19 protein-coding genes and 1 other annotated feature are annotated in these 21,922 nt (G+C 57.6%); of the genes, 12 read left to right on the top strand and 7 right to left on the bottom strand.

Translation table 11 applies throughout. The features are described from left to right. Nucleotides 1-46: 46 nt before the first annotated feature. The gene (gene priC, locus OK409_RS09695) at nt 47-568 is read right to left on the bottom strand and encodes a primosomal replication protein PriC (RefSeq protein WP_010671220.1); all 522 of its coding nucleotides are present in this window, start codon (nt 566-568) and stop codon (nt 47-49) included. A 57-nt stretch (nt 569-625) separates the two neighbouring features. Here priC and OK409_RS09690 point away from each other — a divergent pair, with 57 nt between their 5' ends. The 6 genes from OK409_RS09690 to htpG all read left to right on the top strand — a co-directional run bounded on the left by OK409_RS09690 (nt 626) and on the right by htpG (nt 6,931). Continuing rightward, the gene (locus OK409_RS09690; protein ID WP_010255914.1) at nt 626-1,015 is read left to right on the top strand and encodes a DUF454 family protein; all 390 of its coding nucleotides are present in this window, start codon (nt 626-628) and stop codon (nt 1,013-1,015) included. Between the two features lie 144 nt (nt 1,016-1,159). Next, nucleotides 1,160-1,711: an adenine phosphoribosyltransferase gene (gene apt, locus OK409_RS09685; protein ID WP_010671221.1), complete on the top strand. Its 552-nt coding sequence runs from the start codon at nt 1,160-1,162 to the stop codon at nt 1,709-1,711. Between the two features lie 158 nt (nt 1,712-1,869). Next, nucleotides 1,870-3,966 (top strand): DNA polymerase III subunit gamma/tau, encoded by a 2,097-nt coding sequence (dnaX, locus tag OK409_RS09680; RefSeq protein ID WP_264367011.1) that lies wholly within the window; start codon nt 1,870-1,872, stop codon nt 3,964-3,966. After that, nucleotides 3,308-3,369, top strand: a sequence feature (DnaX frameshifting element). Its footprint overlaps the gene before it by 62 nt. 55 nt (nt 3,967-4,021) lie before the next feature. Beyond that, nucleotides 4,022-4,354: a YbaB/EbfC family nucleoid-associated protein gene (locus tag OK409_RS09675; protein ID WP_003850423.1), complete on the top strand. Its 333-nt coding sequence runs from the start codon at nt 4,022-4,024 to the stop codon at nt 4,352-4,354. After that, complete coding sequence (recR, locus tag OK409_RS09670; protein WP_003850420.1) at nt 4,354-4,959, top strand: recombination mediator RecR; 606 nt, start codon at nt 4,354-4,356, stop codon at nt 4,957-4,959. Before OK409_RS09675 ends, recR begins: the two co-directional genes overlap by 1 nt. A 97-nt stretch (nt 4,960-5,056) precedes the next feature. After that, entirely contained in the window at nt 5,057-6,931 is a 1,875-nt protein-coding gene (gene htpG / locus OK409_RS09665; protein WP_029519428.1) for a molecular chaperone HtpG, read from the top strand. Nucleotides 6,932-7,013: 82 nt separating this feature from the next. Here htpG and OK409_RS09660 read toward each other — a convergent pair whose 3' ends face one another. Further along, entirely contained in the window at nt 7,014-7,883 is an 870-nt protein-coding gene (locus tag OK409_RS09660; RefSeq protein ID WP_264367010.1) for a LysR substrate-binding domain-containing protein, read from the bottom strand. A gap of 186 nt (nt 7,884-8,069) precedes the next feature. Here OK409_RS09660 and OK409_RS09655 point away from each other — a divergent pair, with 186 nt between their 5' ends. The 4 genes from OK409_RS09655 to OK409_RS09640 all read left to right on the top strand — a co-directional run bounded on the left by OK409_RS09655 (nt 8,070) and on the right by OK409_RS09640 (nt 12,137). Continuing rightward, nucleotides 8,070-8,930, top strand: coding sequence for a DUF6024 family protein (locus OK409_RS09655; RefSeq protein WP_010255933.1), 861 nt, complete (start codon nt 8,070-8,072; stop codon nt 8,928-8,930). A 129-nt stretch (nt 8,931-9,059) separates the two neighbouring features. Next, nucleotides 9,060-9,704, top strand: a complete 645-nt coding sequence (gene adk, locus OK409_RS09650; RefSeq protein ID WP_010671225.1) for an adenylate kinase — start codon at nt 9,060-9,062, stop codon at nt 9,702-9,704. A gap of 113 nt (nt 9,705-9,817) precedes the next feature. Continuing rightward, nucleotides 9,818-10,777: a ferrochelatase gene (gene hemH / locus OK409_RS09645; protein ID WP_022626102.1), complete on the top strand. Its 960-nt coding sequence runs from the start codon at nt 9,818-9,820 to the stop codon at nt 10,775-10,777. Nucleotides 10,778-10,835: 58 nt separating this feature from the next. After that, a complete protein-coding gene (locus OK409_RS09640) occupies nt 10,836-12,137 on the top strand; it encodes an inosine/guanosine kinase (RefSeq protein WP_122459119.1) in 1,302 nt (433 codons plus the stop codon). A gap of 305 nt (nt 12,138-12,442) precedes the next feature. On the opposite strand, the gene ybaL is transcribed toward OK409_RS09640, so the two are convergent. Then, nucleotides 12,443-14,137, bottom strand: coding sequence for a YbaL family putative K(+) efflux transporter (gene ybaL / locus OK409_RS09635; RefSeq protein WP_010259074.1), 1,695 nt, complete (start codon nt 14,135-14,137; stop codon nt 12,443-12,445). Between the two features lie 530 nt (nt 14,138-14,667). Between ybaL and ushA the strand changes: the two genes are divergently transcribed. After that, entirely contained in the window at nt 14,668-16,434 is a 1,767-nt protein-coding gene (gene ushA, locus OK409_RS09630) for a bifunctional UDP-sugar hydrolase/5'-nucleotidase UshA (protein WP_307380726.1), read from the top strand. A gap of 34 nt (nt 16,435-16,468) precedes the next feature. Here ushA and OK409_RS09625 read toward each other — a convergent pair whose 3' ends face one another. After that, nucleotides 16,469-16,900, bottom strand: coding sequence for a multidrug/biocide efflux PACE transporter (locus OK409_RS09625; protein WP_022626100.1), 432 nt, complete (start codon nt 16,898-16,900; stop codon nt 16,469-16,471). Between the two features lie 89 nt (nt 16,901-16,989). Between OK409_RS09625 and OK409_RS09620 the strand changes: the two genes are divergently transcribed. Continuing rightward, nucleotides 16,990-17,859, top strand: coding sequence for a LysR family transcriptional regulator (locus OK409_RS09620; RefSeq protein ID WP_182504465.1), 870 nt, complete (start codon nt 16,990-16,992; stop codon nt 17,857-17,859). Here OK409_RS09620 and ybaK read toward each other — a convergent pair. The 3 genes from ybaK to copA all read right to left on the bottom strand — a co-directional run bounded on the left by ybaK (nt 17,856) and on the right by copA (nt 21,898). Then, nucleotides 17,856-18,335 carry a Cys-tRNA(Pro)/Cys-tRNA(Cys) deacylase YbaK gene (ybaK, locus tag OK409_RS09615; protein WP_010259070.1) on the bottom strand — a complete coding sequence of 160 codons (480 nt, stop codon included), beginning with the start codon at nt 18,333-18,335 and terminating at the stop codon, nt 17,856-17,858. The two genes, OK409_RS09620 and ybaK, sit on opposite strands and share 4 nt — an antisense overlap. A 174-nt stretch (nt 18,336-18,509) precedes the next feature. Beyond that, nucleotides 18,510-19,313 (bottom strand): TraB/GumN family protein, encoded by an 804-nt coding sequence (locus OK409_RS09610; RefSeq protein WP_010259069.1) that lies wholly within the window; start codon nt 19,311-19,313, stop codon nt 18,510-18,512. Nucleotides 19,314-19,384: 71 nt separating this feature from the next. Next, nucleotides 19,385-21,898 carry a copper-exporting P-type ATPase CopA gene (gene copA, locus OK409_RS09605; RefSeq protein ID WP_264367009.1) on the bottom strand — a complete coding sequence of 838 codons (2,514 nt, stop codon included), beginning with the start codon at nt 21,896-21,898 and terminating at the stop codon, nt 19,385-19,387. Between the last annotated feature and the right edge of the window lie 24 nt (nt 21,899-21,922).

Raw genomic sequence — 21,922 nt, 5'->3', positions numbered from 1 at the left:
GCGCCGAATCACACCCAGTATAGGAGCGCTTTTGTCACGCTGCGCTTTATTCGCTGCCGCGCAACGAAGAGGCCCATTCGACAGAGCGAATCGCCTGCCGACAGCGTGCCAGTCGCTGCTCTAACGTTTCCAGATCCTGTTTCAGCTGATGCTGTACCGCCAGCGTTTCGGCCAGCGCCAGGCGCTGCTCACGCTGATCGATCATTGCCAGTAAACGCCGTTCAAATTCACGGTACTCCTGATATTTTGCGGCGCGTGGGTTCCTGATGGGCTGTTCGCGTCGGGTACGCAGCTGTTGCGTACTCGCCTCACGTTGCAGGGCGGCAATCTGATCGACCAGGCGTTCAGCCAGCCACGCACTGCGGGCCAGATCGTGGCTGCTGTCGCACAGCCGGGCAAAATTCTGTTCCACTTCCAGCAGGTAATCAGCCAGCCGCGTGCCTTTGGTGCGAAACAGCTGAGTATCAAAACGTGGCAGACGGCAAACCCCATCTGAATGGCAGGCAAGCTCCTGCCGCAAGGCGATAAGGAGCTGTTGCAGGCGCTGTTGTATGGCGATCGCACTCATCGCGTGACGCTCAATTGTGCTAACGTACGCTGATGAGGAAAGAGTTGGGCGGCATTCATGCAACGCATTCTGTTATTAACCCTCGGCTGGCTGGCGATTGTGCTGGGGACGCTGGGCATTGTATTACCTTTATTACCTACCACGCCATTCATGCTGCTGGCGGCCTGGTGTTTTGCCCGTTCATCGCCGCGTTTTCATCACTGGCTGCTGTGGAAATCGCCATTTGGCCGCTATCTGCGTCACTGGCAGCAGCATCGCGCGATGCCGCCAGGGGCTAAAGTACGCGCTATCTGCCTGATCGTCGCCACCTTTAGTCTCTCACTCTTCCTGGTGCATCAGCTCTGGGTACGCATCATGCTGCTGATCATGCTGGCGGCGCTGCTGCTGTTTATGTGGCGTATTCCGGTGGTGGCAGAAGCAGCGGACGCACCGCCGCCGCCGCGATAAAGTTGCATTTAGCCGGTCATTTGCTTAGATTTGGGCGTCTTCGTGCGTGGCTTCCCTTTGTGAATTGACTTCCGCTGAGCCTGTTATCAGGTATTAGCGCTTTTGAAGCTGCGCGAAACAGAATTTTTTACCAGGCGTATCATTATGACCGACACTGCGCAGCAGCTTGAATTCATTAAAAACAGCATTAAAAGCATTCCCGATTATCCTAAGCCAGGCATCCTGTTCCGCGATGTCACCAGCCTGCTGGAAGATCCCAAAGCCTATGCCGCGTCGATTGCGCTGCTGGTTGAGCGTTACCGTAATAAAGGCATCACTAAGGTGGTGGGGACGGAAGCGCGCGGTTTCCTGTTTGGTGCACCGGTGGCGTTAGGCCTCGGCGTCGGTTTTGTTCCGGTGCGTAAGCCCGGCAAACTGCCCCGTGAAGTCTACAGCGAATCCTATGAGCTGGAGTACGGCACCGATAAGCTGGAATTGCACAAAGATGCCATCCAGCCAGGCGATCTGGTGCTGGTGGTTGACGACCTGCTGGCGACCGGCGGGACGATTGAAGCGACTGTTAAACTGATTCGTCGTGCAGGCGGTGAAGTTAAAGACGCGGCCTTCATTATTAACCTGTTCGATCTGACCGGAGAAACGCGTCTTAATGCCATGGGCGTTGAGAGCTACAGCCTGGTTAAATTCCCCGGCCACTAAGCCACTCTTTCGGCCTTGCCATCCGGCGAGGCCGTCACGCCTTCGGCGTCAAGATAACGAGTGCCAGCCAAAAGCGTAGCTGATAGACTACTGCAATCTTATACAGGGGTTGCAGAGCGTCTGCGCTCATCTTTCCATCCAACTTCGTCGAACTCCACATGAGCTATCAGGTACTTGCGCGAAAATGGCGTCCCCAGGCTTTTGCTGATGTTGTCGGTCAGGAACATGTTCTGACGGCGCTGGCGAATGGATTGTCTCTGGGACGCATCCATCATGCTTATCTCTTCTCCGGCACCCGCGGAGTAGGGAAAACCACTATTGCGCGTCTGCTGGCCAAAGGCCTTAACTGCGAAACCGGTATCACTGCCACCCCCTGTGGTCAGTGTGATAACTGCCGTGAAATTGAGCAGGGCCGCTTTGTCGATCTGATTGAGATTGACGCCGCATCGCGTACCAAAGTTGAAGATACCCGCGATCTGCTCGACAACGTGCAGTACGCCCCGGCGCGTGGCCGCTTCAAAGTCTATCTGATCGATGAAGTGCATATGCTGTCGCGTCACAGCTTCAATGCGCTGTTAAAGACGCTGGAAGAGCCCCCTTCACACGTTAAATTCCTGCTGGCAACCACCGATCCGCAGAAACTGCCGGTGACCATTCTCTCACGCTGCCTGCAGTTCCACCTCAAAGCGCTGGATGTGGATCAAATCCGTCAGCAGCTTGAGCATGTTCTGAAGCAGGAACAGATTGAGAGTGAAACCCGGGCGCTGCAGCTGCTGGCGCGGGCTGCCGATGGCAGTATGCGCGATGCGCTGAGCCTTACCGACCAGGCCATTGCCATGGGGCAGGGCGCGGTGACCAGCAGTACGGTCAGCGTCATGCTCGGCACGCTGGACGATGAACAGCCGCTGGGGCTACTGGAAGCACTGGTCGACGGTGACGGTCAGCAGGTGATGAGCCTGTTAAGCCAGGCCGCGTCACGGGGTGTGGAATGGGAAGCGCTGCTGGTAGAAATGCTGCGCCTGCTGCACCAGATTGCGATGGTGCAACTGCTGCCGACCTCGCTTAATGACGATGATGAGAGTAACGCCCTTCGCTTGCGTGAACTGGCGCGGGTGGTGCCGCCCGCCGATCTGCAACTCTATTATCAGACCCTGTTGATGGGCCGCAAGGATCTGCCGATTGCGCCCGATCGTCGCATGGGTGTGGAGATGACGCTGCTGCGTGCACTGGCGTTTCATCCTAAAGCTGCCGTAGCTGAACCCATTGCGCGTCCCGCATTAACTCAGCAGACGGCGCCTGTCGCCCCTGCGCAGACGTCACCGGCAGCATCCGGGCCATCGCCGTTAGCACGGCAACCGGCAGCACAGCCAGCCTCACCGTCACCTGCCGCTGCGCGGGCGTCGCACACCGCGTCGCCCGTCGCGCAGCAGACTCAACAGCAGATGCCGGAGCAGACGCAGCAGCAGGTTGCCGCTCAGCCGCAGATGGCCGCGCCCGCTGCTGCACCGCAGCATTCGCCGTCGCCAGATGCCACACCTGACACCGCACTCTCCAGTTCCACCAGTCAGCTCCTGCAGGCGCGCACTCAGTTGTTGCGTCAGGGAGCGAACAAGCCAAAAAAGCGTGAGCCGGCAGCGCCAGGTGCGCGGCCGGCCAACTCCGCGCTGGAGCGGCTGGCCTCGGTCACCGAGCGCAGTCAGCAGCGTATCCGCGATCGCGAGCCTGCCGCCCCGGTAAAAGAGGAAGCGTACCGCTGGAAAGCGGTTAATCAGCCGGTGGAAGTGGCGGAGCCGGTGGCGACGCCAAAGGCCTTGCGTTCTGCGCTGGAGCATGAGAAAACCCCTGAGCTGGCGGCGCGTCTGGCCGAAGAAGCGCAGCAGCGCGATCCCTGGGCCGCAGAGATTGCGATCCTGCCGCTGCCGAAACTGGTGCAGCAGCTGGCGTTAAATGCCTGGAAAGAGACCACCGAAAGTGGGGTCTGCCTGCATTTGCGTAGCAGCCAGCGTCACCTTAATTCACCGTCGGCGCAGCAGGTATTAAGCGATGCGCTGAGTCAGCATGCCGGGCAGAGAGTTGAACTCTCGGTAGTTGAAGACGATAATTCATCGGTGTTGACGCCACTTGAATGGCGTCAGGCCATTTACGAAGAGAAACTGGCGCAGGCGCGTCAGTCCATCACCTGTGATACCCACATCCAGACGCTGCAGCGCTTTTTTGATGCCGATCTGGATGAGGAGAGTATCCGACCTGTTTGAACACGCTGCTGCTATCTTAACGATAGCGTTGTAGCCTCAGCTGAGAGAGAAAACTATGTTTGGTGGTAAAGGCGGATTGGGCAACCTGATGAAACAGGCCCAGCAGATGCAGGACAAAATGGCCAAGGTTCAGGAAGAGATTGCCGCGATTGAAGTGACCGGTGAGTCTGGTGCTGGCCTGGTAAAAGTCACCATTAACGGCGCGCACAACTGCCGTCGCGTGGAAGTCGATCCCAGCCTGCTGGAAGATGACAAAGATATGCTGGAAGATCTGATTGCAGCCGCGTTCAACGATGCGGCACGTCGCATTGATGAAACCCAGAAAGAGAAGATGGCTTCTGTCTCTTCAGGCATGCAGCTGCCACCAGGCTTTAAGATGCCGTTCTGATGCAAACCAGTCCACTGCTTGAATCTTTGATGGAGTCGCTGCGCTGTCTGCCCGGCGTTGGGCCGAAGTCGGCACAGCGCATGGCGTTCCAGCTGCTGCAGCGCGATCGCAGCGGTGGCATGCGGCTGGCGCAGGCGCTGACCCGGGCGATGTCGGAGATCGGACACTGCGCCGATTGCCGGACATTCACCGAGCAGGAAATTTGCACCATCTGCGCCAATCCACGGCGTCAGCAGAATGGTCAAATCTGCGTGGTGGAAAGCCCGGCGGATATTCACGCCATTGAGCAAACCGGCCAGTTTGGCGGTCGCTACTTTGTGCTGATGGGCCATCTCTCGCCGCTCGACGGCATCGGTCCGGCTGATATTGGCCTGGATCGTCTGGAGCAGCGACTGGAGAGTGAAACCCTGCAGGAAGTGATCCTCGCCACCAACCCGACGGTGGAAGGCGAGGCGACCGCGAACTACATCGCAGAACTCTGTGGTCAGTATGGCGTCGACGCCAGCCGTATCGCGCACGGCGTGCCGGTGGGCGGTGAGCTGGAGATGGTTGATGGCACCACGCTGTCCCATTCACTGGCGGGCCGCCAGAAGTTTAAATTTTAATCACTTGCCGGTGTTGTGACAGACACCGGCTTGAAAATCTCCCTGTCACCCCCACATCAACCTCAACGTTTGTTCAACCTGTTTTGTTGAGGTAGCAATGACCATGAAAGGACAAGAGACCCGTGGCTTTCAGTCGGAAGTAAAACAACTTCTGCACCTGATGATCCATTCTCTCTATTCAAACAAAGAAATTTTCCTGCGTGAGCTGATCTCCAACGCCTCGGATGCGGCAGACAAACTGCGCTTCCGTGCCCTGTCAGATTCCAGCCTGTATGAAGGTGATGGCGAGCTGCACGTTCGTCTCTCTGTTGATAAGGACAACCGTACCATTACGCTCAGCGACAACGGTATCGGTATGCGTCGCGATGAGGTCATTGAGAACCTCGGGACTATCGCCAAATCAGGCACCAAATCCTTCCTTGAATCCCTGGGCTCCGATCAGGCGAAAGATAGCCAGCTGATTGGTCAGTTCGGTGTCGGTTTCTATTCTGCATTCATCGTGGCGGATAAAGTCACTGTGCGTACCCGTGCCGCGGGCGCGTCAGCCGAAGAAGGCGTGTTCTGGGAATCCGCAGGCGAGGGCGAATATACCCTGGCTGAGATTGAGAAAGCCGATCGCGGTACCGAGATCACCCTGCATCTGCGCGAAGGCGAGGATGAGTTCCTGGATGCATGGCGCGTGCGCAACATCATCAGCAAATATTCCGATCACATCGCGCTGCCGGTTGAGATCGAAAGCAAAGATGAAGAAGGCGAAGGGACACACTGGGAGAAGATTAACAAAGCCCAGGCGCTGTGGACCCGCAACAAATCTGAGATCAGCGACGAAGAGTACAACGAGTTCTACAAGCATATCGCCCACGATTACAGCGATCCGGTCGCCTGGAGCCACAATCGGGTGGAAGGTAAGCAGGAATATACCAGCCTGCTCTACATTCCGGCGCGTGCGCCATTCGATATGTGGAACCGCGATCAGAAACATGGCCTGAAACTCTACGTACAGCGCGTCTTTATCATGGATGACGCTGAGCAGTTTATGCCGAACTATCTGCGCTTTGTGCGTGGCCTGATTGACTCCAACGATCTGCCGCTGAACGTCTCCCGTGAGATCCTGCAGGATAGCCGCGTGACCCAGAGTCTGCGCGCCGCGCTGACGAAGCGGACCCTGCAGATGCTGGAAAAACTGGCAAAAGATGACAACGAGAAATATCAGACCTTCTGGAATGAGTTTGGTCTGGTGCTGAAAGAGGGCCCGGCGGAAGATCACGCTAACCAGGAGACGATCGCTAAGCTGCTGCGTTTCGCCACCACTCAGAGCGAAGGTTCGGCACAGACCATTTCGCTGGAAGATTACGTCAGCCGCATGGTGGAAGGTCAGGAGAAGATTTACTACATCACCGCTGACAGCTATGCCGCCGCGAAGAGCAGCCCGCATCTGGAACTGTTCCGCAAAAAAGGCATTGAGGTGCTGCTGCTCTCCGATCGCATCGACGAATGGATGATGAGCTACCTCACTGAGTTCGATGGTAAAACCTTCCAGTCAGTCAGCAAAGCTGATGAATCGCTGAGCAAGCTGGCGGATGAAGAGACCGAAGAGCAGAAAGAGGCGGAAAAAGCGCTGGAGCCTTTTGTTGAGCGGGTGAAAACTCTGCTGGGCGAACGCGTGAAAGAGGTGCGTCTGACGCATCGCCTGACCGATACTCCGGCGATTGTCACCACCGACGCCAACGAGATGACCACGCAGATGGCGAAGCTGTTTGCCGCGGCCGGACAGGAAGTGCCGGAAGTGAAGTACCTGTTCGAAATCAACCCGGATCATCCGCTGGTGAAACGTGTTGCGGATACGCAGGATGAAGCACGCTTCGGTGAGTGGATTGAGCTGCTGCTGGATCAGGCCTTGCTGGCCGAGCGCGGTACGCTGGACGATCCTAACCAGTTTATCCGCCGCATGAACCAGTTGCTGACCGCATAACGGCAACAGGCTGGTGGTTTTTACCGGCCTCAGACGGCTGATAAAGCCACAGCATCAAGCCGGTGACCCTCACCGGCTTTTTTTATGGTTTTGCGGCATCCTGCAGCCAGTCGCGAAACAGGCTGATCTCCGTATCGTGCCGACGGCTCTGTTTTGTCATCATCCATGTGGCCCGCTCGACGCGTACAAAGCCAAGCGGCGCAAGCAGCGTGCCATCCTCCAGCTCTTTGCGTACCAGCAAACGCGGTGCCATCAGGACGCCAAGACCACTTCGTGCAGCCTGAATCCCCAGTGTCAGACTCTCAAAATGCTTTCCGCCGTTAAAGTGGCCGCTGACCCCTGCTTTGTCCGCCCACTCTGACCAGGCGTGCAGCCGGGTATCCGCATGCAGCAGGGGCATCGCGGCCAGATCCTCGCCGACCCGCAGTTGCGAAGCAAAGTGAGGTGCGCAGAGCGGTCCAATCTCATCCTCGCTGACCAGCGTGGCGTCTATGTCAGATTCAGGTGGCTCGCCGTGACTGAGGATCAGCACATCCACATGTTCGCTGCGCAGTTGCGAGATCTGCGTCAGCGGCTGGAAGTGAACTTCAATCTCCGGATAGCGTTGATAAAAGCTGGCGATACGGGGGATCAGCCATTGCGACAAAAAGCTGGGGGCGCAGGAGACCCGAATCTGCTGAAGCAGCCCGGTACGAATGCTTTCGCAGCTGCTGCGCAACTCACTGAACGCCTGCTGACAGCTCAGCAGCAGACGTTCACCGTGTGAGGTCAGTTTCACGCGGCCATGGCTGCGGACAAAAAGTGGTTTGCCCATCCAGCTCTCCAGCTGGCGAATCTGATGGCTGATGGCGCTGTGCGTAACATGCAGATGTTCAGCCGCCACGCTAAAACTGCTGTGTAAGGCTGCCTGGTGAAAATAGTGCAGCGCTCTCAGTGGCGGCAGTCCGTTCATCCTCTTCCCCTGTGCAAAAATCTAACAGGGATTGTCAATTTATATCATTTTAAAGTCCAGCCGCATTGACCTACTCTGTAGGGCAAATTCTGGCGGGTTGACTCAGCCTTATATCTGTGATTTTTCAGGGTATTCCGCCTCGCTTAACCAGCGTTCACGCCGCACACTCCCCGAAGCGAGACAACCATGGCACACCGCTCTTTATCCTCTGAAACTTCAGCAGAGGCGCGCCATCGGTTACGCCTGGCGCTCTCACGTTTTTACCGGCTGGAGCAGTTCGATCTCTTCTTCGCGCCCTCGCTGCATGTGGCGCAGGTCCTTCTTTCTCAGCTCTTTCTGCGGCAGGAGCAGGCGCGCAATCAGCACCGTTACGCCTCGCACTTTCCGGTAACCGAACTCAACATCCTGCCAGCAGTTCCGCTGATCGCAGGCAGCATCATGCTGGTACCGCATGTCGAATTGCCCAATGGCCGCGTGCGTCCGCTGCGGGATTGCCAGAACCAGGGCGTGACGGAGGCGAGCGAGAGTTTTGCCAGCGTGCTGCATCAGAAACTGATCGACGAAGCCCATCTGTTTGTCACCCGACTGGATCGCCACGCCGAGATCTGCAGCGATCTGGTGCTGGTGGCGTTGCGGACACATGACTTCAGTACGCTGGTGCGCAGCGAACTGCGGCTTTTCGAACAGGGGCTGACCCTGACCGCCACGCATGAGGCACTGCGCCGCTTCGACGATCCGCACTGGCGGCCTTACAATGCCGCCACCGTCGATGCGCTCTCCCTGTCAGACCCGCTGCCGCTGAACTCCTGCCATCAGCCCGGTTTGCCGTTTGCCAGCTTTAATGTCCCGGCCTCCGTGATCACATCGCTTTCAGATGCGGAAGATGTGGTGAAATGGCCGCAGCAGGCGCGGCTGCTGCTGAATGCTAACGTGCGCGGCAGCGGCAAAAAAAGCGTGAATATGACCCATCATCTGAGCCGACGACTGCAATTCCTGCTCGGCTCAGGCGGTAAATCTGAAAAAGCGTCCGGCAGGCCAGGCGGGTAGGGGGCAGGGCCAAAAAGCGACTCAGGTCGCCCTGCGCGATCCGCGCCCTTCCTTGTGATGAGCGGGTCATAATGGTATGTTCTTTCGCTTCTAAGATAGATCAATGCGATTCGCAAGGGGATTTACGCAATGCGTATTATTCTGCTCGGAGCTCCGGGCGCAGGTAAGGGGACTCAGGCCCAATTCATCATGGAGAAGTATGGCATTCCGCAAATCTCCACCGGCGACATGTTGCGTGCAGCAGTAAAAGCAGGCAGCGAGCTGGGCAACCAGGCGAAAGCCATCATGGATGCTGGCAAACTGGTGACCGATGAGCTGGTGATTGCGCTGGTCAAAGAGCGTATCACCCAGGAAGACTGCAAAAACGGTTTCCTGCTGGACGGTTTCCCGCGCACCATTCCTCAGGCAGATGCAATGAAAGAGGCCGGGATCACCGTTGATCACGTGCTGGAGTTCGCCGTACCGGATGAACTGATCGTTGAGCGTATCGTGGGCCGTCGCGTTCACACGCCATCAGGCCGCGTTTATCACGTCACTTTTAATCCACCGAAAGTGGAAGGCAAAGATGATGTGACCGGCGAAGAGCTGACCATGCGTAAAGACGATCAGGAAGAGACCGTGCGTAAGCGCCTGGTGGAATATCATCAGATGACCGCGCCGCTGATTGCTTACTACAGCAAAGAAGCGGAAGCGGGCAACACTGCCTATCATAAAATCGACGGCACCCGTAAGGTGACCGAAGTGAGTGCCGAGCTGGCTAAGATCCTGGGCTAAGTTCACAGGGGCCGGTATTACTGGCCCCTTTTGCAGTAATCGCTTTTACCTCCCACTAATTCCGCTACAATTTCCCCGTTTTCACGCATCCCCGTTGTTATCAAGGAACTCAAATGAGGCAAGATAAGGCCGGCGTGTTATTGGTTAATTTAGGTACGCCAGACGCGCCCACCACACCTGCAGTTAAACGCTATCTGAAACAGTTTTTAAGCGATCCGCGCGTGGTCGATGCGCCGCGCTGGCTCTGGTGGCCGGTTCTCAATGCCGTTATTCTGCCGTTTCGCTCGCCGCGCGTCTCTAAGCTCTACTCATCGGTCTGGATGGAAGGCGGTTCACCGCTGCTGGTTTACAGCATGCGTCAGCGCGATGCGCTGGCGGCACGGGTCGATATGCCCGTCGAGGTGGGCATGAGCTACGGTAATCCCAGCCTGAAAAGCGCGGTTGATAAGCTAATGGCGCAGGGCGTGACCCGCCTGATTGTGCTGCCGCTCTATCCGCAATTCTCCTGCTCCACCGTGGCGGCAGTGTGGGATGGCCTGACCGCGGTATTCAAAGATTACCGCTCGCTGCCTGATGTGCAGTTTATCCGCGACTACGCCGAACATCCGGCCTATATCGCCGCGCTGAAAGCGACGGTGGAGCGATCCTTTGAGCGGCACGGTCAGCCCGATCTGCTGGTGTTATCCTTCCACGGCATTCCGCAGCGTTTTGCTAACGAAGGCGATGACTACCCGCAGCGCTGTGCGGATACCACGGCGGCCCTGGTCAAAGCGCTGGGCCTGCGTGACGATCAGTATATGATGACCTTCCAGTCGCGTTTTGGTCGTGAGCCGTGGCTGATGCCCTACACCGACAAAACCATGGAAAGCCTGCCCGCTAAAGGGATCAAACATGTTCAGGTGATGAGCCCGGGCTTCTCGTCAGACTGCCTGGAGACGCTGGAAGAGATCAGTGGTGAAAACTGCGAAATCTTCATGCATGCCGGGGGTGAGAAGTTTGAGTATATCCCTGCGCTGAACGCCGATGAGGCGCATATCGACATGATGGTGCAACTGGTCGACGCACGCCGTTAAAGCGCAGGCGGAGAGTGTGATATCATTCTCTGCCTGTTTTTCCAGACGGCACCTCCCGATGAAATTTCCCGGCAAACGCAAATCCAAACACTACTTTCCTGTCAGCGCACGCGATCCCCTGTTACAGCCCGCCCAGCACGACGTTGATGCAGGCAGCTGGGTGGTGGGTATCGACCAGACGCTGGTGGATATCGAAGCCAAAGTCGATGACGCTTTTCTCGCACGTTATGGCCTGAGTGCCGGGCACTCGCTGGTTATCGATAATGCCGCCGCGGAAGCGTTGTACAACGAGCTGATGCAGGAAGCGCTGATCACCCACCAGTTTGCTGGTGGCACCATCGGTAACACGCTGCATAATTTCTCGGTGCTGGCCGATGACCGCTCCGTGCTGCTGGGCGTCATGTGCAATAACATCCAGATTGGCGGCTACGCCTATCGCTATCTCTGTAACACCTCAAGCCGGGTCGATCTTAACTATCTGCAGGGCGTGGATGGCGCCATTGGACGCTGCTTTACGCTGATTGGCGAACATGGCGAGCGAACCTTTGCTATCAGCCCCGGCCAGATGAACCAGCTGCATCCGGATAACGTACCGGAAGAGGTGATCGCCGGAGCCTCTGCGCTGGTACTGACCTCCTATCTGGTGCGCTGTGCCGAAGGTGAACCGATGCCACAGGCAACGTTACGGGCGATTGAGTATGCCAAACGCCACAACGTGCCGGTGGTGCTGACGCTGGGCACCAAACATGTGATTGGCGACAACCCTCAGTTCTGGCGCGATTTCCTGCGCGAGCATGTCAGCATCGTGGCGATGAATGAAGAGGAAGCGCTGGCGCTGACCGGCGAAAGCGATCCGCTGCTCGCCGCCAATATGGCGCTGGACTGGGTCGATCTGGTGCTGTGTACTGCTGGCCCGATTGGGCTCTATATGGCGGGTTACACCGAAGAAGAGTTCAAACGCAAAACCAACCATCCGCTGCTGCCTGGCGCGATTGCTGAATTCAACCAGTATGAGTTCAGCCGGGTGATGCGGCAGCAGGATTGCCAGCAGCCGCTGCGCATTTTCTCGCACATCGCGCCTTATATGGGCGGACCGGAAAAGATCATGAACACCAACGGCGCCGGAGATGGTGCGCTGGCGGCGTTACTGCATGACATCACCGCCAACAACTATCACAGCCTGAATGTGCCGAACTCCAGCAAACATGCGCGTCCTTATCTGACCTACTCATCGCTGGCGCAGGTATGTAAATATGCTAACCGCGTCAGCTACCAGGTGCTGAATCAGCATTCGCCGCGTCTGACCCGCGGTCTGCCGGAGCGGGAAGACAGTCTGGAAGAGTCTTACTGGGATCGGTAAAGCTGGCAGCTGCCGCGCATAAAAAAGCCCTTCTGAACAGAAGGGCCTTAGATGACTGACAACGTCTGGCTCGGTTAGCGATGAGATCGAGCCTGCTAAGGGAATACGGTCAGATCGGAAAGTCGCTTAAGCCATCCCGGGCCAACGCATTGCGTTGTTCAAAAACGCTCCCGGCGTTTTTGTCCCGGTCGGTGGGACGCTTTCCTCTTCTGCCCGTGTTCCCTGCGTGTTGAGTTTATTCGTTGCGGTAAAGCTCACCCTGATTTTGATAGATCAGTAGCCTGCCAGGTTTTGCTTAACACGAATCAGCGCACAACATCGCAGGGCTGTAAATCTTCGCCCTGGGTCATCTCATCCTGCAGGATTTGCAGCATACTGCTGGCAATCTCACGTTCACCCATCACCACACGGGTGGCACCCCGTTCCATGATGTACTCGACTTCATCGTCATAGTGGGCGCGGGCGATAATCTCAATATTCTGATGTTTTTCACGCGCGGCGGTGACCACTTCACCCGCTTCATAGCCATTCGGAATAGTCAGTAACAGCCAGCGGGCGCAGTCGAGTCGGGCCAGTTCCATGGTGTCAGCGCGGGCAGCATTACCCAGCACCGCCTTGATGCCGCGCTCGCGCAGCGCTTCAACACGCGCGCGGGAGTTTTCAACCACCACCAGCGGAACATTGGCCTCAAGAAGCTTCTGACCAATCAGACTGCCCACCCGGCCGTAACCTACAATTACCGCGTGATTGCAGAAATCCACCGGGATCTGCTTCTCTTCTTCAATCGCCTCTTCCAGCGTCTGCTCTTCCATCGTCTCCGTTTTCGCCAGGAAACGCTCCAGCAGGGTAAACAGGATCGGATTAAGCATAATCGACAGGATGGCGGCGGCCAGCACCAGGTTGCGGCCCTCGTCAGTCAGCAGCCCCAGCGAGATACCCAGACCGGCCAGAATAAAGGCGAATTCACCAATCTGCGCCAGACTGACCGAAATGGTCAACGCCGTACGACGTGAATGGCCGAGCAGCGACACCAGCAGCCAGGCGGCGACCGATTTACCCACCACAATAATCACCAGCGCGCCCAGCACTGCCAGCGGCTGCGTCACCAGAATCGACGGGTCAAACAGCATGCCGACCGAGACAAAGAACAGCACGGCAAAGGCATCACGCAGCGGCAGCGTATCGCGCGCGGCGCGGTGGCTCAGTTCCGACTCGTTCAGCACCATACCGGCAAAGAAAGCGCCCAGCGCAAACGAAACATCAAAGAATTCAACAGCACCAAAGGCGATGCCCAGCGCCAGCGCTAATACCGCCAGAGTAAACAGCTCACGCGAGCCGGTGGCGGCGCTGCGGGCGAGGATCCAGGGGACGGCACGCCGTCCCACCACCATCATCAGCACCATAAAGGCGGCGACTTTGCCGATGGTCCACAGCAGGTCCCAGGCCAGCAGTCCGGCGCTGGCATTGCCCTGTTCCATCATGCCGGCAATCGCAGGCAGCAGCACCAGTGTCAGCACCATCACCAGATCTTCAACAATCAGCCAGCCAATCGCAATCTGCCCGCGCTGGCTATCGATCAGTTGCCGCTCTTCAAGCGCGCGCAGTAACACCACGGTACTGGCGGTAGAGAGGCAGAGACCAAACACCAGGCCGGTCATCCACGACCATCCCAGCGTCCACGACAAGCCCATTCCCAGTAACGTCGCGACCGCGATCTGTGCGATGGCACCGGGAATGGCTATCGACTTTACCGACATGAGATCTTTCATTGAGAAGTGCAGGCCGACACCAAACATCAGCAGAATCACGCCGAGTTCTGCCAGTTCAGGGGCCAGATTGGTATCGGCAACAAAGCCGGGGGTAAAAGGGCCAGCCAGCACGCCAGCCATCAGGTAGCCAACCAGGGGCGAAATACGCAGGCGGTTCGCCAGCATCCCAAGGAGAAATGCCAGAACCAGTGCTCCGACAATGGTAGTGATCAACGGTGTGGTGTGATGCATGCCTGTCTCCTTGTATACAAATGTATCCGCTTGTAACAAATGAGTTTAAAACAAAATCTATTCTTTCGCTGAGCAATTTGCGGGAATACCCTAAAAAAGCAGGAAAAAAAGTCAAATGCACAATCGAAAGGGTGTTTTTGTTCATTATCTATAATATTGGCTGATTTGACGGTTTAAAGCGGTCCGGGTAAATAAAAATTAGCATCCCTAAATGCCGTGGGTATGACACAAATAAGGGTTAAATGCGCGCACAGACAGGGTAAAGCCCGTCAGCGGCACTTTTGCAGGGGTAAACAACTGGTTAACATCAGGCCTGGCTACCCGTTCTGGCTTATCCGGAACAAACCAGTCTGACGCTGGCGCGGCCTTGCGGCTATTGTCATGCTCAGCAAAAGCGGTCCGGAGATAAAAAGAGCGGCATACAGAGACAGGCGAATGTGCGTTGGCCTTGAGTTCGCCGGGGGAATGTGCGACACAGTGGGGCAAACCGGCAGAAAATCGGGCCAGACGGCAAATTAAGGAGAATCACAGTGTTGTTATCTAAATGGACAGGGGCGGGCGTGGCACTACTGGTGGCCCTGATGCCGCTGTTTTCACAGGCCGCCCAGGCCGATCGCACCTATCGTTTCAGCCTGCTGCACACCAACGATGAGCATGGTCATTTCTGGTTTACTGAGCAGGGTGAATATGGTCTGGCGGCGCAGAAAACCTTAATGGATACGATGCGCTACGATGTGCAGTCCAGAGGCGGCGGCGCATTGATTCTCTCTGCCGGTGATGTGAACACGGGCGTACCGGAGTCCGATGAGCTGGACGCTGAACCCGATTTTCGCGCGATGAACCTGATTGGCTATGATGCCATGGCGCTGGGCAACCATGAGTTCGACAAGCCCATCGCGGTCCTGCGCAAGCAGGAGAAGTGGGCGCGATTCCCGCTGCTCGCCGCCAACGTTTATCAGAAAAGTACCGGTCAGCGCCTGTTTAAGCCCTGGGCGGTATTCAATCGCCTCGGGCTGAAAATTGCGGTGGTCGGGCTGATCACCCCGGATACGGCGAAACTGGCCAATCCGGCGGGCCTGACGGATACCGAGTTCCGCGATCCGATTGCGGAGGCGGAGAAGGCGGTGGCCGAACTGCGCGCCACAGAGAAGCCGGACGTGATTGTCGCGCTGACCCACCTTGGTCACTATGACGACGGTAAGCATGGCAGCAATGGCATTGATGACGTCACCCTGGCGCGCAGCCTGCCTGCCGGCACCATCGATCTGATTGTGGGTGGTCATTCGCATGATGCGGTCTGCATGGAAAAAGAGAACGTCAGCGTTAAAAATTATCAGCCGGGCCAGCCCTGCAAACCCGATCAGCAGAACGGGATCTGGATTATGCAGGCGGATAAATGGGGCAAATATGTCGGACGTGGTGACTTCACCTTCCGTAATGGGCAGGTGACGCTGGAGGCTTATCAGCTGGTGCCGGTCAACCTTAAACATCAGATAAAGAACGCGGATGGCAGCGAAACCTGGCTCACCTGGCAGGAAGAGATCCCGAAAAACACCGCCATGATGAAACTGCTGATGCCATTCCAGAAACGGGCTGAGGCGAAGTTAACCGTGAATGTCGGTAGCGCCGACGGCAGCTTCAGCGGTGAAAAAGAGCAGGTTCGCTTTGAGCAGACGAATCTCGGCCAGCTGATTCTGCGCGCCCAGATGGCGCACACCAAAGCCGATTTTGCGGTGATGAGCGGCGGTGGTATTCGCACCTCGCTGAAATCGGGCAAGCTGAGCTGGCGTGACCTGCTGCAGGTCCAGCCGTTTGGCAATCAGGTGGTCTCGGTCAGCCTGACCGGGGCGGAGATCAAAAAATATCTGGATGTGGTCGCTAATATTCAGCCTGACTCAGGCGGCTACGCCCAGTTTGCCGGCATCAGCCTGACCGCAGACGGTAAACATGTCAGCGACGTCAGCATTAACGGTAAACCGCTGCAGGATGCACAGCATTATCGCATGGCAACCAACAGCTTCAATGCGGCTGGCGGCGACGGCTATCCGCGTCTGGATAATCATGCGGGTTATCTCAACAGCGGGGCTGTCGATGCGCAGGTGTTGCGTGACTGGATCAAGACGCACTCGCCGGTCAAAGCCAGCGACTATCAGCCGAAAGGGCAGATTGTGCATCTGACCGATGAGCAGATCCGGGCGCGGGATGAGGCTGCGGAAAAAGCGCGGAAGCGTAACTATCCCAAAATGATCCTGGCGTGGATCTGGCCGTGGGGGAATGAAACAGCCGCCACGCATTGAACTGACCGGGAGGCGCTTGCGCCTCCCGTTTTTTTTACGCCCGGCAGGGGTGACGTCTGATCCAGCGCTCGCGCAGTTTGTCCCACACCCAGTTGTAGGCCATGGTGTAGGGCAGGAAGAAGAGGAAAAAGGCCACTTCGACCAGGAAAGCCTGACCCAGAGAGATATCCAGCATCCAGGCGGCAATGGGCAGACCAATCAGGATAAATCCGCCTTCAAATCCCAGCGCATGTAATACACGCACGCCCGGGCCGCGTTTCTGGCCTGGCGCATAGAGGCGATCAAATCCGCTGTTGTAAATCATGTTCCATAGCATCGCGACCGTAGAGAGCATAATCGCCAGCGATCCCATCTGAAACAGCGGTTTATTCATTGCCCATGCTGCCAGCGGCGATACGGTCAGAATCGCCAGTGTTTCAAAGCAGACAGCATGAAGAATACGTTCTTTAAGTGAGCGGGTACGCATTGTGAGTTCTCCTTCAATAATGCGGCGCATTTTCACACGTCAGAATGCTAAGATAAAATGAACACCTATCGAAAAAAGCGATGGTTCAGATGCGTTACTCCCCGGAATCCCTTGAGGCTTTTATGCAGACTGTGGCGAGCGGTTCTTTCTCTGCCGCTGCGCGCGCGCTGGGTAAAAGTCAGTCCACCATCAGCGCGGCGGTAGCCAGTCTTGAAGACGACCTTGGCTTTGCGCTGTTTGAACGGGCAGGGCGTCAGCCGGTTCTCACCGAGCAGGGACGCCGCGTTATTCCTCAGGTTCAGCAGATCCTGGCGGCCAGCGAGCGGCTGGATGCGCTGGCGATACGTCTGTCGCAGGGCGTTGAACCCCGGCTCAGTTTTGCCATGTCAGACTTCTGGCAAACCGATCATCACGAGCATCTGCTCAGGCAATTTGATGCCCGTTATCCGGAGATTGAACTGGAGGTCATGATTGCCGAGGATGGTGATGTGCTGGATCTGCTGCAGGCCGGGCGGGTACATCTGGGCGTGGTGCGGGCACAGCCCAATCTGCCAGTGGATATCGCCGTGGCGCGACTGCAGGTTGAAGCACAGATGGCGGTCTTTTTACATCGCGATCATCCGCTGGCTCAGCTTAAGGCCCTGAGCGAAAGCGAGCTGGAAGGGGTTCGTCACCTGCGATTAAATACCTGGGTTGAGGCATCTGAACCCGCGCCAATGGGGCGCATCTGGTCGGCACCGACCTATCTGTTGCTGCTGGAGATGGCGGAGCAGGGATTTGGCTGGACGATTCTGCCGCGCTGGCTGGTGAAACAGTTTGGTCATGGCGTTCTGAAAGAGTTGTCGATGCCGGGCTGGCCGCAGCATATCGCCATTGAGGTGGTCTGGTCACGCCGAACGCCACCCGGTCCGGCGGGTCGCTGGATGATCGATCAGCTCTGCGCCCAGCCACGGGTTTAGTCGTGGCGGGCGATATCCGCAAACGGGGCGTCCAGCAGTCGTGAAAGATCCCGGGGAGCCAGTTCGATATCCAGTCCACGCTTGCCGCCTGAGATAAACATGGCGTCAAACGCGCTGGCTGAGTGGTCGATCACCGTAGGCAGCCGTTTTTTCTGGCCCAGCGGACTGATGCCGCCCACCAGATAGCCCGTGACCCTCTGCGCCAGCTGTGGGTCGGCCATATCCGCTTTCTTCGCGCCCAGCGCTTTTGCCACTTTCTTGAGATCCAGTTGCGTAGATACCGGCGTAATCGCCACTGCCAGCTGTTTCGCCTCGCCATTCAGCGCCACCAGCAGCGTCTTATAGACCTGGCGCGCATCCAGATTGAGTTTACGTACCGCTTCGTCACCAAAATGGGTTTCGCTGCTGTCATGCTCATAGGGATGCAGGGTGAAGCTGACTTTTTGTTTTTCCAGCAATTTTACGGCGGGCGTCATACAGGTTCCTTACTAAGAAAAATCTTATTACGCAGAATCGTGGAAAAAGGTGGCGAAACTTTGTTCTTTGAGTGAAAATTAGCCGCGCGCCAGCAATCTGATTGCTGAGCGATAACCAAAATCATAAACAAATTCCTCTTTGACGGGCCGATAATATTATCGGCTCTCTTTTTTTCAGGGCTTCTTCAGCATCTCAGGCAGGTTATCTTCGCCGTAGAGATGCAGAGCACCGACCGCTACCACATAGTTTCCTGCTGATAATCCCTGAAGCCGGTCACACCACTGCGCATTTCGCTGACCGATCAACGTATCATTCAGCGCCTGGCTGAAGGTGGCGGGCAGGGTGATTTCCGGCTGGCGTGGCGGCGTATCGAGCCACCAGCTCACCATCATCTGCAGCAGGCGCGCATTGGTGTGCCAGTGCAGCAGCGTATCCTGCAACAACGCCATGCCGTCATCCGGCAGCGCAGTCAGCAGGGCGATCTGCGCCTCTGCGCCTTCCAGTTCAATCACCGGTTTGTTCAGACCTTTCGCGGCCTGCAACAGCTGATAATCGATGCCGTAGTCAGGTCGCAATCCCAGCCTTTGTGCCTGCTGCGCCTGTAACATCAGCGCCACCTGCCAGGCGGGCAGATTATCAAACAGGCTCAGATTGAGGCTCATCTCCTGACAGAGTGCGGTGAGCGTTTGCATCGCGTGGCTATCCAGCCGGGTGGAAAGCGCGGGACGATCGCCGTGGTGATCAAAGGGTGAACCACCCTGCGTAATATCCGCTTCCACAATCAGTGCATCCGCCTGCTGCAACTGACGCAGCAGACGGGCGGGCAACGGCTGCATGTCGCGCGTTCCCATATGGATGCTGCCGACCAGATGCAGCTGACGATCGCCAAGCCGGACATCCATCGCAGGCCAGCGGTAACTGGCGGGAAAAAGTTGGCTGATAAAGCCGCGCAGTGAGCGCCAGATGTTGCCTGTCATTCCCGGTCCTTTGCGATTCAAAACCCCATGCTAGCGACTTCAGCGCGCGAAAAACAGCGCTGAAACGGCGATTACTCGCGCGGTGGCCGGTAACGCAGCAGGCGGTTAGCATTGCTGACCACGGTAATGGAGGAGAGCGCCATCGCTGCACCCGCCACAATCGGGCTGAGCAGGGTACCGGTCAGCGGATAGAGCACACCCGCCGCCACCGGAATGCCGATGCTGTTATAGATAAATGCCCCAAACAGATTCTGCCGGATATTGCGCAGCGTCGCGGAAGAGAGCGCTAACGCGTCCGCCACGCTGTTCAGGTCGGCACGCATCAACGTGATGCCCGCGGTTTCCACCGCCACATCGCTGCCGCCACCCATGGCAATGCCCACATCGGCCTGCGCCAGTGCGGGCGCGTCATTGATGCCATCGCCTACCATCGCGACGCGACGACCCTGCTGCTGTAAGTGTTCAATTGCAGCCGCTTTGCCTTCCGGCATCACGCCCGCAATCACTTCATCAATACCGACCTCGGCAGCAATGGCGCGCGCGGTATTTTCATGATCGCCGGTCAGCATAATCAGGCGATAACCCTGCTGATGCAGTCGCTTCAGAGCTGCGCCGCTTTCCGGTCGAAGCTGATCGCGCAGCGCGATAAGCCCGGTTAGCTGGCCCTGCTCAGCCAGTAACACCGGCGTTGCACCCTGTTGCGTCAGCCGCGCAATCTCTGCTTCCGCCGCCTGGTAATCGACGCCGTTATCCTGCATCAGCGCGGCATTACCCAGCAGCAGCGTTCTGCCATCCAGACTACCGCTGACCCCTTTGCCGCGTATTGTACGAAATTGCGCTAACAGAGGCGGCTGGGTCAGTTTCGCTTCGGCGACAATCGCTTTTGCCAGCGGATGGCCCGAGGCGAACTCCAGCGCAGCCGCGGTCGCTAACACTGATTCACGGGTGGCATCCCCCCAGACCTGCACGTCACTGACCTGCGGCCTGCCGGCAGTGAGTGTGCCGGTTTTATCAAACACCAGCGTGTCGATTTGGCTGGCGCGCTGCAAGGCATCGGCGTCGCGCACCAGCACCCCCAGCTCGGCGGCGCGGCCAACACCGGCAATAATCGACATCGGCGTCGCCAGGCCCAGCGCACAAGGACAGGCGATAATCAGCACGGTTGTCGCGATCACCAGCATGTAGGCAATTTGTGGCTGCGGTCCGAACAGATACCACACTGCGCCGCTGAGCAGTGCGATCAACACCACCACCGGGACAAAAACGGCGGAGATGCGATCCGCCAGACGGCCCACATCCGGTTTACTGCTCTGCGCCTGACGCACCAGCCGGATAATGCGCGACAGGGTGGTGTGATTACCCGTCGCCCGGGCGATAAATTCTACCGAGCCATCCTGCACCAGGGTGCCGGCAAAGATGGCTGCGCCCGGGGTCTTGCTTTGCGGCACCGCTTCGCCGGTCAGCATCGCTTCATCAAACCAGGCTTCACCGGTAGCTATTTCGCCATCAACCGGCACCCGATCGCCGGTGACCAGGCGCAGCGTCATGCCGGGCTGCACTTCGCTGACCGGAATCAGCCTGTCGCCCTGTTGATCAACCTGCCGCGCCTGGGCTGGCGTCAGATCCAGCAATCTTTCCAGCGCTTTAGAAGATCGCTGACGCGCCCGCTGCTCCAGGGCATGCCCCAGATTGATCAGGCCCAGGATCATGACGCTGGCTTCGAAATAGAGATGGCGCGCCTGTGGCGGGAAAAAGTCGGGCCACAACACCACGCTAAAGGAGTAAATCCAGGCGGCGCCTGTGCCGAGTGCCACCAGCGTATCCATGGTGGCGCTGCCATTGCGTAAACTGCGCCAGGCACTGCGATAAAAATGGCTGCCGGTGACGATCATGATCAGCAGAGTCACGATGCCCAGCGTCAGCCAGACGCCGTGGTTGTGATCGGTGAGCATCATGTTGTCGCCCACCATGCCCCAGATCATCAGCGGCAGGCCAAACGCCAGGGCGACAGCAGCCTGCCAGCTGAAACGCCGCATCGCGCTGCGGGCGCTGAGCTGCTGCTTCTCACGTCGCTCCTGCTCGTCATCCACTACCTGCGCGCCATAACCCGCGGCATCGACGGCCGCTACCAGCTGCTGCGGATCAGCGTCGCCCAGCACCAGCGCACTGCGTTCGCCGAGATTGACGCGCGCCTGGCTGACGCCTGCGACCTGCTGCAGTGCTTTTTCCACCCGGCTCACGCAACTGGCGCAGGTCATGCCCTCAATCAGCAGCATATGGGTGGGGAGGGTTGTTTCTGCCGGACGGGAAGCAGTCTCCGTTGTCAGCGCCTCCGGCGGCGGCTCTGATGCTGTCAACGGTTCAGACTTTGGGGAAGCGTCCGCGGTTTTCAGCGTCGCGTGATAACCCGCCTGCTCCACGGTGGCGATCAGCGCGGCCGCATCTGCGTGACCGGAAACCTGCGCTTCCTGTTGGGTCACGTTGGCCTGGTCAACATCATCACGTTGTTCCAGTGCCTCTTTGACACGTTTGACACAGTGGCCGCAGGACAAGCCGTCCAGTGCCAGAGAAATAGTGTGTGACATAATCAACTCCTTCTGTAATCCCAT

The sequence above is a fragment of the Pantoea sp. RG18 genome (assembly GCF_025910075.1).
Taxonomy (GTDB): Bacteria; Pseudomonadota; Gammaproteobacteria; order Enterobacterales; family Enterobacteriaceae; genus Pantoea; species Pantoea agglomerans.
This window is presented reverse-complemented; position numbering and strand designations above follow the sequence as displayed.

Coding starts and splice junctions, on each gene's coding strand:
- priC (WP_010671220.1), bottom strand. CDS start 568: ATGAGTGCGATCGCCATACAACAGCGCCTGCAACAGCTCCTTATCGCC.
- OK409_RS09690 (WP_010255914.1), top strand. CDS start 626: ATGCAACGCATTCTGTTATTAACCCTCGGCTGGCTGGCGATTGTGCTG.
- apt (WP_010671221.1), top strand. CDS start 1,160: ATGACCGACACTGCGCAGCAGCTTGAATTCATTAAAAACAGCATTAAA.
- dnaX (WP_264367011.1), top strand. CDS start 1,870: ATGAGCTATCAGGTACTTGCGCGAAAATGGCGTCCCCAGGCTTTTGCT.
- OK409_RS09675 (WP_003850423.1), top strand. CDS start 4,022: ATGTTTGGTGGTAAAGGCGGATTGGGCAACCTGATGAAACAGGCCCAG.
- recR (WP_003850420.1), top strand. CDS start 4,354: ATGCAAACCAGTCCACTGCTTGAATCTTTGATGGAGTCGCTGCGCTGT.
- htpG (WP_029519428.1), top strand. CDS start 5,057: ATGACCATGAAAGGACAAGAGACCCGTGGCTTTCAGTCGGAAGTAAAA.
- OK409_RS09660 (WP_264367010.1), bottom strand. CDS start 7,883: ATGAACGGACTGCCGCCACTGAGAGCGCTGCACTATTTTCACCAGGCA.
- OK409_RS09655 (WP_010255933.1), top strand. CDS start 8,070: ATGGCACACCGCTCTTTATCCTCTGAAACTTCAGCAGAGGCGCGCCAT.
- adk (WP_010671225.1), top strand. CDS start 9,060: ATGCGTATTATTCTGCTCGGAGCTCCGGGCGCAGGTAAGGGGACTCAG.
- hemH (WP_022626102.1), top strand. CDS start 9,818: ATGAGGCAAGATAAGGCCGGCGTGTTATTGGTTAATTTAGGTACGCCA.
- OK409_RS09640 (WP_122459119.1), top strand. CDS start 10,836: ATGAAATTTCCCGGCAAACGCAAATCCAAACACTACTTTCCTGTCAGC.
- ybaL (WP_010259074.1), bottom strand. CDS start 14,137: ATGCATCACACCACACCGTTGATCACTACCATTGTCGGAGCACTGGTT.
- OK409_RS09625 (WP_022626100.1), bottom strand. CDS start 16,900: ATGCGTACCCGCTCACTTAAAGAACGTATTCTTCATGCTGTCTGCTTT.
- OK409_RS09620 (WP_182504465.1), top strand. CDS start 16,990: ATGCGTTACTCCCCGGAATCCCTTGAGGCTTTTATGCAGACTGTGGCG.
- ybaK (WP_010259070.1), bottom strand. CDS start 18,335: ATGACGCCCGCCGTAAAATTGCTGGAAAAACAAAAAGTCAGCTTCACC.
- OK409_RS09610 (WP_010259069.1), bottom strand. CDS start 19,313: ATGACAGGCAACATCTGGCGCTCACTGCGCGGCTTTATCAGCCAACTT.
- copA (WP_264367009.1), bottom strand. CDS start 21,898: ATGTCACACACTATTTCTCTGGCACTGGACGGCTTGTCCTGCGGCCAC.